We start from the raw sequence: 12,331 nt of genomic DNA, 5'->3' as shown, positions 1-12,331 counted from the left end.
GCCGCGCTCCCTCTTAACCGTTTCCCCAGCGCGGGTCGTACCCGCTGGTCAGTTTGCGGCGGTTGTGCCGCCACTTCGGCTCCTCGTTGGCCGATCTGTTGGTGATCGAGCGGAGCCTGCGGACGAGCGAGCCGTACGCGGTGCTCATCGCGGCCGACGCCGATCCGCCGGGGGTTCATCCATGAACGGCATGAACTTGTCGGGGAAGCCGGGCATCGTGCAGCCGATGCAGATGCCGCCGACGTTGGGACAGCCGCCGACGCCGTCCATCCAGCCGCGCTTGGTGACGTTGCAGTTGACGACCGGACCCCAGCAGCCGACGCGCACCAGGCACTTGGGCGAGTTGTAGTCGTGGGCGAAGTCGCCCTGCTCGTAGTAGCCGGCCCGGTCGCAGCCCTCGTGCACGGTCTTGCCGAACAGCCAGGTGGGACGGAGCATCTCATCCAGCGGGATGGTCGGGGCCAGACCCGCGGCCTGGTAGAGCAGCCAGGTCAGCGTCTCGGTGAAGTTGTCCGGCTGGACGGGGCAGCCCGGGATGTTGACGATGGGCAGGCCGCCCGCGGAGCGGAAGTCGCGGCCCAGGTAGTCGGACAGGCCCATGCAGCCGGTCGGGTTGCCGGCCATCGCGTGGATGCCGCCGTAGGCCGCGCAGGTGCCGATCGCGACGACCGCCCACGCCTTGGGCGCGAGCCGGTCGATCCACTCGTTGACGGTGATGGGCTCGCCGGTGTCCGGGTCGTTGCCCATGGACGTCCAGTAGCCGTCACCGTTGATCTTCTCGTTCGGGATGGAGCCTTCGACCACGAGGATGAACGGCCCCAGCTCGTCCTGGTGCGCCCGGTGGAAGGGAGCCATGAAGGCGTCGCCCACCTCCATGGCCAGCACCTTGTTGTGCAGGTGCACCTTGGGCAGCCCCGGCACGAGCCCGAGCAGGACGTCCTCGAGGCTCGGGAGCGTGGCGGCGGTGACGGAGACGGTGTCGCCGTCGCAGCTCATGCCCTCCGAGGTCCACAGGATGTGCACCTCGTCCAAGGCGGTCGGTGTCCGGGTGGATGCCATGGCCTCTGCCCCCTTCGCGGCCTTCATCGGCACTGCAGAGGTTTAGGCGCCGTGTCCTCTGGTAGGCGACCTGCGACTCTACGTAGCCGACCTACCCGTGCCGGCAAAGGTGGTAAACCATGACGCAGACACTCCCTTCCCACACCCGACCATCCGCTGACCTGCGGGAACGCCCGCCCGCTCGCCCCCGGCGATCGCTCACGCGGGCCTGCGCGCGCGGGGCGATCGGCGCCATGGCGATGTCCGGTCTGCGGCAGTTCACCACGGCGATGGGCCTGGTGAAGAAGGTGCCGCCGGAGGCCGTGCTCGAACGCGCGGCGCCGCGGATGATCCGCCGGATGCCCGCCGGGCGCCGGCCCGCGATGGTGGAGCTGGTGCACTGGGGGTACGGCACGTTCGGCGGGTTGCTGTTCGGGCTGCTGCCGTCCGGGGTGCGCCGCCGTCCGTGGGCGGGGCCGGCGTACGGGCTGGCGTTCTGGGCCGTCTTCGAGACGACCATCGCTCCTGCGCTCGGCCTGCCGCGCCGCTCCCCGACCACGGCGGAACGGCTGGCGCTGCTGACCGATCATCTCCTGTACGGGACCGTGGTCGGCGCGTCCCCGTGGCCTCATCAGGACGAGCGGGACCGGAGCTGATCGCCGCATTGGCCGAGCCGGTCTCTGGCGACGGCGACGGCGACCTGGCCGAGGCTGATGCCGCCGTCGCCGGCCGGGACGCCGGTGTGGGTGAGGACCCGGAATCCGGCCTCGCTCAGCCCGTCCAGGGTGCGGCCGAGCAGCAGCACGTTCTGGAAGACGCCGCCCGAGAGCGCGACCGTGGTCAGTCCGGTCTCCTCGCGCAGCGTCCGGCAGCAGCGCACGACGAGGTCGGCCACGCCGTTGTGGAAGCGAGCCGAGATGACGTCCGGGCCGGCGCCCGCGGCCAGGTCCGCCGCGGCGGCCCGGACCAGATCCGCGCCGGCCGCCACGAGCCTGCCGTCCACGCGGCCGACGGCCGACGCGTAGCGGCCGCGCTCGCCCGGGTCGGCGAGCTGCTCCAGCTCGATCGCGGCCTGCCCTTCGTACGTGATCGTGTCCCGTACGCCGGCCAGCGCCGCCACGGCGTCGAACAGCCGGCCCGCACTCGACGTCAGCGGCGCGCCGAGCCCGCCCCGCCGCGCCAGCGCGGTCACCTGGTCCCAGCGCGGCCGGTTGCGCCGGGCCACGGCCAGGCCGTCCCCATCGGTCATCAGGTACGCGGCGGCCATGCGCCACGGCTGCCTGATCGCGGCGGCGCCGCCGGGCATCGGCACGACCGCCAGGTGGCCGGCCCGCTCGTACGAGGCCAGGTCGGCCAGCAGGAACTCACCGCCCCACAGGGTCCCGTCGGGGCCGTAGCCGAGGCCGTCGAACGCGACGCCGATCACCCGGCCGTGCTCACCGTGGCCGGCCAGGCAGGCGGCGATGTGGGCGTGATGGTGCTGCACGCCGACCAGCTCGACGTCCGGCAGGCTCATGGCGTGCTTGGTGGACAGGTATTCGGGATGCAGGTCGTACGCCACCACTTCTGGACGTATGTCGAAGAGCGCGGCGAAATGCTCGATCCCTTCGGTATAGGACCGGAGGGTCTCGTAGCTCTCCAGGTCGCCCATGTGCGGGGAGAGGATCGCGTGCCGCCCTTTGGCCAGGCAGAACGTGCTCTTCAGCGCGGCTCCGCAGCCGAGGACGGGGCGTGGCGCCGCCCAGGGCAGCGCGAAGGGGCGCGGGGCGTGGCCGCGCGATCGCCTCAGGACCATCCCCTTTCCCCTGAAGGGGCGGACGACCGAGTCGTCGGCGCGCAGGTGGATGGGGCGGTCGTGGGTCAGGAAGGCGTCCGCGATGCCGCCGAGGCGGTCGAGGGCGTCGCGGTCGTCGTGCACGATGGGCTCGCCGGAGCCGTTACCGCTGGTCAGGACGATGGGGGTGGCGGTCTGGGCGAGGAGCAGGTGGTGCAGCGGGGTGTACGGCAGCATGATCCCGAGGTGGCGGCTCCCGGGGGCGACCGCGTCGGCCACCGTCGTCTGCGCGCGGCGCGGGAGCAGGACGATGGGGCGGGCGCGGCCGGTCAGGAGCGTGGCCGCCGTGTCGTCCACCTCGCAGAGGCGTCGCGCCTCGTCCACGGTGGCCACCATGAGCGCGAACGGCTGGTCCGGGCGCCGCTTGCGCCGCCGCAGGCCGGCGACCGCGCGCTCGTCGGCGGCCAGGACCGCGAGGTGGTACCCGCCGATCCCCTTCACCGCCAGCACCCCGCCCGACCGCAGCACGCCGGCCGCTCCGGCGAGCGGGTCACCGTCCTGGCCAGCCAGCCGGTCGCCGTGCTGGCCGGACAGCGGGTCACCGTCCTGACCCGCCAGCGGATCGCCGTTCTGGCCGGTCAACCGGAGGCGGGGGCCGCAGGCCGGGCAGCAGATGGGCTGGGCGTGGAAGCGCCGATCGGCCGGATCGTGGTATTCGGCGCGGCACCGGGCGCACATCGCGAACCCCGCCATCGTGGTGGACGGCCTGTCGTACGGCATCGCGCGCACGATCGTCAGCCTCGGCCCGCAGTTGACGCAGTTGACGAACGGGTAGCGGTAGCGCCGGTCGGCGGGATCGGCCAGCTCGGCCAGGCAGTCGGCGCAGGTCGCGACATCGGGCGACACCATCGTGCGGGACCCGCCGGACGGATCGCTCGGCACGATCACGAACCCGGCGCCGGCCGGAGCCGTGCGGGCGCCGGTGGTGACGGTCACCCGGTCGATAGCGGCCAGCGGGGGCGCGTCGCGTTCCAGCCGCAGCAGGAACTCCTCGATCTCCCCCCGGCCGCCCTCCAGCTCGATGAAGACGCCGTGCGCGTCGTTGCCGACCCGCCCCGCCAGCCCCAGCCGGGTGGCCAGCCCGTGCACGAACGGCCGGAACCCCACGCCCTGAACGACGCCCTCGACCCGGGCCCGCACCCCCATCGGGCCAGTCTGCACCGAATTCCGGCCGGACTGAATCACCCCGGCCGACGCGCCGCGACCTGCCGGGCACGGCTCGCTACCAGGGAAGACCGCCCTCGGCGTCGAAGTAGCCGCCGGTCGGCCCGTCCGGGCCGATCTGCGCCATCCGGACGATGATCTCCGCCCCCTCCTCGACCGTCTGCGTGCCCGTGTTCGCGTTCAGGTCCGTCGCCGTGTAACCGGGCTCCACGGCGTTGATCCGGATGCCGGGGAACGCCTTGGCGTACTGCACGGTGATCATGTTGACCGCGACCTTGGACGCCGGGTAGGCGACGCCCGGGTAGGCGTACGTCGGCGTGCCCTCCGCCGTGATCCGGGCCATCGAGCCCAGGCCGCTGCTCACGTTGACGATGACCGGGGCGGCCGAGCGCCGCAGCAGCGGCAGGAACGCGTGGGTGACGCGGACGACACCGAAGACGTTCGTCTCGAACAGTGTCCGCATCGTGCCGGCGGTCAGGTCCGCCGCGCCGATCACCCCTCCTTCCGGCGTCCGCCCCTCGATGCCGGCGTTGCTGACCAGCACGTCCAGCCCGCCGTCGGCCTCGATGCTCTTCGCCGCGGCCAGGACGGAGGCGTCGTCGGTCACGTCGATGAGGACCATGCGCGCGCCCAGCTCCTCGGCGGCGCGGCGGCCGCGGCCGGCGTCCCGGCTGCCGACGTAGACGGTGTGGCCGGCCGCGACGAGCCGGCGGGCGGTCTCGAAGCCGAGACCTTTGTTCGCTCCGGTGATGAGTGTTGTCGTCATGTCTCCAGGATCCGGGCGGGTGGTGCGGTCAGCCAGTCGTACGAGCTTCCTGGGACTGTCCGTACCAGGCAAAACTCTGGCCGGCGGGGCAGACTGGGGGCATGGCGACGACAGAGTTCGGGCAGGCGGTGCGGCGCTGGCGCGACCGCGTCCCGCCGCAAGCCGCGGGGCTGCCGGCGGCCGGGTCAGGCACACGACGCAGTCGCAGCCCGAGTTCGAGGCCGCGCTGGTCGCCGGCCTGCGTGCGGCCGCCGGGCGGTATCCGGCCGACCAGGGGCTCCGGCGCCTGGTCGCGGAGCTGCGCGCGGGCAGCGGCCGCTTCGCCGAGCTGTGGGACTCCGGCGCCGTCGGCCACCACGAGGCCGCGCGCAAGACCATCGGCCATCCGCAGGCCGGCTCCGTGACGCTCGACTGCGACGTGCTCACCGTGACGGGCAGCGACCTGCGCATCATGGTCTACACGGCCGAGCCCGGCACGGAGGACGCCGACCGCCTGGCCCTGATCACCGTACTCGGCACCCAGTCCCTCGCCGGCTAGGGGGCAGACCAAGTACGGGCGAAAGGGACCGCCTATCCGCAGGTCAAGCGGCTGACGTCGGCGCGGGTGCCGCATGCGTTCTTCACGCCCTGGCCGGAAGAGTGGACTGGCCTGAAGAACGGACCGGCAGGTCGGTTCTCGTCTTACGAGGTTGTCCAGTTCCTCTTCTTGGCAGGCGGTGTCACGCCCAGGGCGCGGAAGTAGTCGCTCACGGGTGTGAAGTCGACGCTGTCGCCCCGGAAGCCGACGTACTTGTCCGGGCGGATCAGGTACAGGCTGGGGCGGCGCACGCCGTAGCGGTTGTGCGCCTCGCTGCGCAGGTCGGCGAAGACTCCGTCGATGGGGTCGTGCGGCAGGTGGCCGCGGGTGATGAGATGGACCTCGCCGTGCCCGGCCATCGCCTCGTGTGCGGAGGCCTGCCAGGCGGCCAGGGTGGTGGAGTCCGTCACGTCCGCCGCGAACAGGACGAGGTGGTGGCCCGGCGTCCGGAGGAGGTGCCGGAGCGCCACCGGCCCCTCACGGTTCTCGACGTAGACGTCGCGTACCAGCTCGCCGGCTTCCGGTCCGGTACACGCGACGTCACTCCACGCCCTGGCCGGTGACCCGTGCCAGCGTTCGAAGACGAGGCGGCTGCCGCGGTAATGGACGAGGTGCTCGCCGAAGGCGTTCGACAGTCGCTGTTGCACGGGATTGAGCTTGCCGAGCAGGCGCAGCGCGTGCCGCCTGGCTCTGCGGGCGACCAGGGTGGTGCCGGTGGCGACCTTCGTGGTGGTCGAGGTGGCGTCGACCACGGCCTTGACGATGGGCCAGCGTTCGGCCTGGTAACTGTCCAGGAGGGACTCCTCGGCGCGGCCGGTGACGACGAGCGCGAGTTTCCAGCCCAGGTTGTAGGCGTCCTGCATGCCGGTGTTCATGCCCTGGCCGCCCACCGGGCTGTGGCTGTGCGCGGCGTCGCCGGCCAGGAGGATCCGGCCCTGGCGAAGCCGGCCGGCCAGGCTCTCGCGGGCCACGAACGACGAGCTCCACTGCAGATCGCGTACGCGAGAGTCCAGGGGCGTGCGTTCGGCGACGTAGGCGGCGAAGTCGTCCAGCCCGGGCTCGTCCGGCGGTCGATCGTCCGGCGTGCTGGCCAGGATGCGCCAGTAGCCCCCGATCATGGGGAAGACGGCCACGAGGCCGGATTTGTCGAAGTAGACATGGAAGCGGTCGCGCGTGAGCGGCCAGTCCACGGCGACGTCGCCCAGGATGAACCCTCGCTTCAGGTCGGCTCTCTCCCGGGTGATGCCCGCCGTCTCGCGCACGGTGCTGTGGGCGCCGTCGGCGCCGATCAGCCACCCGGTTTCGCACCGTTCGCCACGTCCGTCCTCGTGGCTGAGATCCACGCTGACGCCCTTTTCGCCGGCCTGCTGCCCGACCAGGCGGGTGCCCCATTCGATGGTGACTCCGAGCTCCTGCGCGCGCTCGCGCAGCAGCGCGACCGTCTGCCACTGCGGGATGCACAGGTCCAGCGGGAACGGGGAGTCCACGGCCGTCACGTCCATCTCGGCCAGGGCGGTCGTGCCCTGGTAGAAGTTCAGCGTGTGGAGCGGGACGCCTCGTTCGATGGCGGCTTGGGCCAGCCCGAGATCGTCCAGCATCTCCAGCGATCTCGCCACGATCGACACCGCCCGGCTCTCCCGGTGGTCCGCGCGCCCGGCGTCAATGATCCGTGGGATCACTCCTCGCCGTGCCAGGTCGATGGCCAGCACCAGGCCGGTCGGCCCCGCGCCGACGATGAGAACGTCCGCTTTCGTGGTCACAAACCCATCCTCTTAGAACGAATGATCGTTCTTTTTAGAAGAGCATGGTCTTGCCGCCCTCGTCAAGAGCGAATGTTCGTTCTCTATCGAGCGGCTTGCGCGGGCGCCGACATCAGGGCCCGCATGCCGTTCCTGAAGGCCGCCGAATCCGCGTGGCCGTATACCGCGCGGCGCACCAGGAACCCGTCGACCAGGGCCACCAGCACATCGGCCACATCCTCGGCCGGGACGTCGGCGGGAAGCAGCCCGCGCTGCTGATGCCGCGCCACGAGGCCACCGATCACGCCGCGGGCCTCCGTCATGACCTCCTTCAGTTTCGTGTTCAGCGACGGCGATCGCAGCGCCTCCGACCAGACCTGGACCAGCAGCTGGGCCGACTCCTGCGATCCGGACAGCGGCGGGCGCTCGACCCCCAGCACCAGGTCGACGATGTTGTCCAGATCCGGCGGCCGCGCGTCGTCGTCCGCCTCGAACGCCGACGCGACCTCGGCAAGAGCCTCGGCGGCGGTCGCCGCGATGATGTCGTCCTTGCTCTTGAAGTAGCGGTAGACGGCCCCCGCCGACAACCCGGCCTCGGCCAGCACGTCCTGCATGGACGTGGCATGGAAGCCGTTGCGGATGAAGCAGTGCCGGGCGGCGTCCAAGATCTGGCGGCGGCGGGCTTCGAGGTGCTCCTTGGGCATGCGTGCCATGGGATCACAACGTAGAACGAACATTCGTGCTTGACAACTTCGCCATCCCGCTCTTAGAAAAGGAATGTTCGTTCTCTTTGTCGTGAAAGGTCGTACCATGTCGTTTGCCGCCAGCACACTGAGCGCTCTGGTCGCTCTCGTCTTCCTGCTCGCCGGCGCTCAGAAGGTCCTGTTACGGGATCCCGTGACGGCCAACCTGCTCAGGCTCGGCGTCGGCTCGACGATGACCCGATCGATCGGCGCCCTGGAGATCGCCGGCGCGCTCGGGCTCGCGGCCGGCCTCTGGTTCAAGCCGCTCGCCATCATGGCCGCCGCCGGTCTCACGCTGCTGTTGATCGGCGCCGTGGGATTCCACCTCCGCGCCCGCGACTTCACGCACCGGCGCCACCGCTCCCACGCCGTGGCGCCCGTGGTGCTGACCGTGGTCACCGGAACAACCATGGCCTTGTTGCTCGCGACCTCCTGAGCGAAGAGCGCGGTGACAGCACCGCTTCATCACTTGGGGTTCGCCCCGTTGACGACCACGCGCTCCGGCTGAGCGATACCACCCAACAGGCGCTGGAGAACCTCCTAGTTGGGTGGACTGGGGACATGCGCCGGCGGTACGAGCCGACTGACGACGGCATCGGCGTGCTCGCCGGAGCTACGGCTGTCTTGACGACGTGTGCGCGTGGCTCCACGGTGGCGCGTTTTCCTGTTGACGCCCCGGGCGGTGAGGCTCTGGACAACACTGCACATCCGTGATCTGACGGAGCAAAGCGCCGACGATCGCGAACAGGAGCACCGCGTAATGAGCGACACGCCGCGACTGCACACCGCCGGCACGACCCTGCTGGACCGAGCCCGCGAGCTGCGCCCGCTGATCGAGCGCGAGGCGGACGCGGCCGAGGCGCAGGGCAGGCTCACCGACCCCGTCGTGGACGCCCTGCACGAGTCCGGACTTTTCGGCGAATGGGTGCCCGTATCGCTTGGCGGTGCCGAGCTGTCGCCCCAGGAGCTGATCGCCGTCATCGAGGAGGTCTCGTACGCCGACGCCTCCACCGGCTGGGTGCTCATGGCCACCACGCTGGAGAACGGCACGGCCGGCGCCTACCTGGGTGACGCGGCCGTCGAGCGGATCTTCAAGGGCCCGCGGATGCCGGTCTTCGCAGGCCAGGGCACCAGGCCGGGCGTCGCCGTACCCGAGGAGGGAGGTTTCCGGCTCAGCGGGCAGTGGAGCTTCGCCTCGGGCATGCCCCACGCCCAGTACGCCCACAGCCTGGGCGCCGTCGAGGGCACCGACGAGATGCGGATCTGCATCACCCCGATCGAGGACGTCAAGATGCTCGGCAACTGGGACGTCCTGGGCCTGCGCGCGACGGGCAGCATCGACTACGCCATCGACGGCGTGTTCGTGCCGGAGTCGCAGACGCACGTCTTCACCCAGGACGAGCCGCTGCGCGGCGGCGCGCTCTACCGGCTCGGCGTGCTCGACCAGGCGCTGATCTGCCACTCCGGCTGGGCGCTCGGCGTCGGGCGGCGGCTGCTGGACGAGCTGGGCCGGCACGCGGCGGCGCGGGCCGGGCGGCCGGGCCAGATCGCCGGCAGCGACGCCTTCCACGCCGACTTCGCCAGGGCCGAGGCGAAGTTCCGGGCGGCGCGGGCTCTGGTGCGCGAGACCTGGGCGGACGCGGAACGCGCCCTGGACTCCGGCCAGTGGCTCGACGTGCGGCAGGAGACGATGGTGCGGCTCGTGCTCAACCATGTGACCTCGACGATCGCGGAGGTGGCCAGGTTCGTCTACGCCTCGGGCGGGACGTCGGCGGTGCGCGACGGGCTGATCCAGCGGCTGTTCAGGGACGTGCACGCGGGCACGGCGCACATCACCTCGGGCCCGCAGGTGCTCCAGGAGTGCGGCCGCGAGCTGGCCGGGCTGGCGCCGGGCGCGTCCTGGGTGGTGTTCGCCCTGGAGCCGTGAGCCACGAGCCACCGGGCGCCGGGCGCCGGGCGTCGGGCGTCGGGCGTCGGGCGTCGGGTCAGAGCCAGCCGGCGTCGCGGGAGATGCGGATGGCGTCGATGCGGTTGCGTCCCCCGACCTTGCTGATCGCGTTCGACAGGTAGTTGCGCACGGTGGCCTGTGACAGCGAGAGCTGGGTCGCGATCTGGGCGACCCGGATGCCGGTCTCGGCGGCACGCAGGACCTCGGTCTCCCTCGCCGTGAGCGGGCTGCTGCCGGTCTCCAGCGCAGCGGCGACCAGCTCCGGGTCGATCACGCGTTCGCCGCGGGCGATGCGGCGGATCCCGTCGGTGAGGGTCTGCGCGGGGGCGTCCTTGACGATGAACCCCTTCGCGTGCACCTTCAGCGCGCGCAGCAGGTTGCCCGGCTGGCTGAGGCCGGTGAGCACGAGGGTGCGGCAGGACGGCAGGCGCGCGGACAGCTGCTCGGCGGCCGACAAGCCGTCCAGGCCCGGCATGTCGATGTCGAGCACCGCGACGTCGGGCCGCACGCGCAGCGCCGTGGCCAGCACCTCGTCGCCGCGTTCGATCTCGGCGACGACCTCCATGTCCTCCTCCAGGGACAGCAGCGCCACGAGGGCGGAGCGGATCATGTGCATGTCTTCGGCGATCAGAACGCGGATCACGCGACCTCCTCGGGGATCTCGACCGGCAGCAGGGACGGGCCACCGGCCGCACCGGCGGGCGGCGCGCACCCGCTCGCCCATGCCCAGGGTAGAGGCACCGGCCAGTGGGAGCCTGGCCGGTGCGATGGAGAAGGTCGTACGCTTTCGCGGCGTCGCCGGATGGACCGGGAGCAGCCGCCGGATCACCCGCCGACGACCCTGCCGAGGTTGTCCATCTCGTTGGTACGGCCCATCAGCAGGCGCTGGGTCCACTCCTCGTCGTGCATCGCGTCCATGGTCATCGTGACGCGGGTGCCCGCCTCCACCGGCTCGATCCCGACCACCGTGAGGAAGTCGTACGGGTCCACGCCGGGGATGAAGTCGGCCAGCGAGGTGTAGGCGAGCCGGCCGGGCTCGTCCACGTCCACGAACGTCTTGCGCGACTCGGTGCTCAGCGGCAGGCCGGCGCCCTCCATGAACGCGACCTGCTCAGGAGCCGTCGCGGTCATGGTGTAGATCAGCTCGCCGCCGGGCTGGAGGTCCAGTTTCCCGACCTCCACGGTGAAGCCGTCCGGCGACCACCAGGACTCGATGCCCTCGGCGGTGGTCCAGAGCTGCCACAGCCGCTCCGGCGTGGCCGCGTACGTCCGCTCGATCCGTGACGTGGTCATGTGGTGCTCCTTCTGAGGTGGTGCTTACGAGGTCCAAGATTGTCCCGGCGCGCCGGGACGGCACAGATGCAAAAGTCACCTCCTGGGCGCTGACTTTCGCTTGTTAAACATACTGTTTAACACAAAATGTTGACAACTGCTCGTGAATAGCCCACCCTGGTCGAATGCCATCGAATCCCGAGCAGTCCGCACACCCGTTCACCCCCGAGGACCCGGCCCAGGCGCGGGCGCAGCGCGTGCATGCCTCGCTCTTCCGCATCGCCGAGCGGCACGCGGCCACCGACGCGCAACGCCGGCGGCAGGCGCACGCCTCCATGATCGGGCCGCAGGAAGCCCTCAGACTCGTGTCCTACCTGCTCAGCGGGGCCGCGCTGCTCGACGAGGGCGAGCCCGAGGTGGACCACGCCGACATCACCGCCGCGCTGAGCCTCGTCCCGCAGGCCCGCGGGGAGATGGACGAGCTGGAGGCCGGGCTGCTGCAGATGGCCAGAGGACGCGGGATGACCTGGCAGAGCATCGCCTTCGGCCTCGGGCTCGGCACCCCGCAGGCGGCCAAGCAGCGCTACGAACGCCTGCTCGACCGCACCACCGCCGAAGCCTGACCCGCCCCCAGACGGGGACCTCAGACCGCATCCTCAGGGGACGCCGGCCGGACGTTCCCTGAGGATGCGGGTGACCAGGCCGGTCAGGTGCTCGCGCTCGCCCGCGCTCAGCGCCGAGAACCACTCCTGCTCCCTGCGGGTCTGCTCGGCGAACGCCTCACGCACGGCCGCCTCGCCGTCCCCGGTCAGCGCCACCACCACCGCGCGGGCGTCCTCCGGCACCGGCCGGCGCTCCACCAGGCCGGTGCGCTCCAGGGTATTGACCGCGTTGGTGACCGCCGAGCGGGACATGGCGGAGAGCTCGGCGAGCCGGACGGGCTGCGTGGGCCCCAGCAGCCAGAGCTTGAACATCAGCCGGAACCCCGGCAACGTCCAGCCGCGCGGGCGGTGGATGTGCGTCTCCAGGTCGGTGACGAGCAGGTAGGCGAGCTGCAGCAGGTGATAGGCCAGCGCGAACGCCTCGGCGTCGGCCGGCGGCGGCATCGCGGCCAGGCGCTCGCGCGCGTACGCGGCATACCGCAGGTCCTCCGGCAAGGGTGGTCCCGCGAGGTCCGCGTCGGCGCTGTTCACCGGCCAAGTCTTGCGCATTCCCGCCCCTGTCGTGAATATTGTTACGGCCATAACAAT

14 protein-coding genes are annotated in these 12,331 nt (G+C 71.3%); 5 read left to right on the top strand and 9 right to left on the bottom strand.

Annotated features, from left to right (window positions below; translation table 11 throughout):
• Positions 1 to 13: 13 nt before the first annotated feature.
• Together ABEA43_RS15960 and ABEA43_RS15955 are read right to left on the bottom strand one after the other, a co-directional pair.
• Entirely contained in the window at positions 14 to 148 is a 135-nt protein-coding gene (locus ABEA43_RS15960; RefSeq protein ID WP_345562472.1) for a hypothetical protein, read from the bottom strand.
• Positions 145 to 1,059 (bottom strand): NADH-quinone oxidoreductase subunit B family protein, encoded by a 915-nt coding sequence (locus ABEA43_RS15955; RefSeq protein ID WP_345562470.1) that lies wholly within the window; start codon positions 1,057 to 1,059, stop codon positions 145 to 147. Before ABEA43_RS15955 ends, ABEA43_RS15960 begins: the two co-directional genes overlap by 4 nt.
• 119 nt (positions 1,060 to 1,178) lie before the next feature.
• Here ABEA43_RS15955 and ABEA43_RS15950 point away from each other — a divergent pair, with 119 nt between their 5' ends.
• The gene (locus ABEA43_RS15950; RefSeq protein WP_345562468.1) at positions 1,179 to 1,694 is read left to right on the top strand and encodes a hypothetical protein; all 516 of its coding nucleotides are present in this window, start codon (positions 1,179 to 1,181) and stop codon (positions 1,692 to 1,694) included.
• Here ABEA43_RS15950 and hypF read toward each other — a convergent pair.
• Both hypF and ABEA43_RS15940 read right to left on the bottom strand, forming a co-directional pair.
• On the bottom strand, positions 1,670 to 4,018 hold the full coding sequence (hypF, locus tag ABEA43_RS15945; protein WP_345562467.1) for a carbamoyltransferase HypF: 2,349 nt from the start codon (positions 4,016 to 4,018) through the stop codon (positions 1,670 to 1,672). The two genes, ABEA43_RS15950 and hypF, sit on opposite strands and share 25 nt — an antisense overlap.
• A gap of 76 nt (positions 4,019 to 4,094) precedes the next feature.
• A complete protein-coding gene (locus ABEA43_RS15940) occupies positions 4,095 to 4,802 on the bottom strand; it encodes an SDR family NAD(P)-dependent oxidoreductase (protein WP_345562466.1) in 708 nt (235 codons plus the stop codon).
• On the opposite strand from ABEA43_RS15940, the gene ABEA43_RS15935 reads away from it, so the two are divergent.
• Complete coding sequence (locus ABEA43_RS15935; protein WP_345562464.1) at positions 4,801 to 5,340, top strand: MmyB family transcriptional regulator; 540 nt, start codon at positions 4,801 to 4,803, stop codon at positions 5,338 to 5,340. The genes ABEA43_RS15940 and ABEA43_RS15935 overlap by 2 nt on opposite strands.
• Positions 5,341 to 5,483: 143 nt before the next feature.
• Here the strand turns inward: ABEA43_RS15935 and ABEA43_RS15930 are convergent, their stop codons facing one another.
• On the bottom strand, positions 5,484 to 7,139 hold the full coding sequence (locus tag ABEA43_RS15930; protein WP_345562462.1) for an FAD-dependent monooxygenase: 1,656 nt from the start codon (positions 7,137 to 7,139) through the stop codon (positions 5,484 to 5,486).
• An 83-nt stretch (positions 7,140 to 7,222) separates the two neighbouring features.
• Entirely contained in the window at positions 7,223 to 7,831 is a 609-nt protein-coding gene (locus ABEA43_RS15925; RefSeq protein WP_345562461.1) for a TetR/AcrR family transcriptional regulator, read from the bottom strand.
• 97 nt (positions 7,832 to 7,928) lie between these two features.
• On the opposite strand from ABEA43_RS15925, the gene ABEA43_RS15920 reads away from it, so the two are divergent.
• Together ABEA43_RS15920 and ABEA43_RS15915 are read left to right on the top strand one after the other, a co-directional pair.
• Positions 7,929 to 8,297 (top strand): DoxX family protein, encoded by a 369-nt coding sequence (locus ABEA43_RS15920; protein ID WP_345562460.1) that lies wholly within the window; start codon positions 7,929 to 7,931, stop codon positions 8,295 to 8,297.
• Between the two features lie 324 nt (positions 8,298 to 8,621).
• Positions 8,622 to 9,788 carry an acyl-CoA dehydrogenase family protein gene (locus ABEA43_RS15915; RefSeq protein ID WP_345562459.1) on the top strand — a complete coding sequence of 389 codons (1,167 nt, stop codon included), beginning with the start codon at positions 8,622 to 8,624 and terminating at the stop codon, positions 9,786 to 9,788.
• A gap of 58 nt (positions 9,789 to 9,846) precedes the next feature.
• Here the strand turns inward: ABEA43_RS15915 and ABEA43_RS15910 are convergent, their stop codons facing one another.
• On the bottom strand, positions 9,847 to 10,452 hold the full coding sequence (locus ABEA43_RS15910) for a response regulator transcription factor (RefSeq protein ID WP_345562457.1): 606 nt from the start codon (positions 10,450 to 10,452) through the stop codon (positions 9,847 to 9,849).
• 182 nt (positions 10,453 to 10,634) lie between these two features.
• Positions 10,635 to 11,102 (bottom strand): SRPBCC family protein, encoded by a 468-nt coding sequence (locus ABEA43_RS15905; RefSeq protein WP_345562456.1) that lies wholly within the window; start codon positions 11,100 to 11,102, stop codon positions 10,635 to 10,637.
• A 164-nt stretch (positions 11,103 to 11,266) separates the two neighbouring features.
• Between ABEA43_RS15905 and ABEA43_RS15900 the strand changes: the two genes are divergently transcribed.
• Entirely contained in the window at positions 11,267 to 11,704 is a 438-nt protein-coding gene (locus ABEA43_RS15900; RefSeq protein WP_345562455.1) for a DNA-binding protein, read from the top strand.
• A 33-nt stretch (positions 11,705 to 11,737) separates the two neighbouring features.
• On the opposite strand, the gene ABEA43_RS15895 is transcribed toward ABEA43_RS15900, so the two are convergent.
• On the bottom strand, positions 11,738 to 12,292 hold the full coding sequence (locus ABEA43_RS15895) for a MarR family winged helix-turn-helix transcriptional regulator (protein ID WP_345562454.1): 555 nt from the start codon (positions 12,290 to 12,292) through the stop codon (positions 11,738 to 11,740).
• Between the last annotated feature and the right edge of the window lie 39 nt (positions 12,293 to 12,331).

Origin of the sequence: Nonomuraea rosea (genome assembly GCF_039539705.1) — a bacterium.
GTDB lineage: Bacteria > Actinomycetota > Actinomycetes > Streptosporangiales > Streptosporangiaceae > Nonomuraea > Nonomuraea rosea.
Note: the sequence above shows the minus strand (reverse complement) of the source record. Positions and strands in the feature narration are given on the sequence as shown.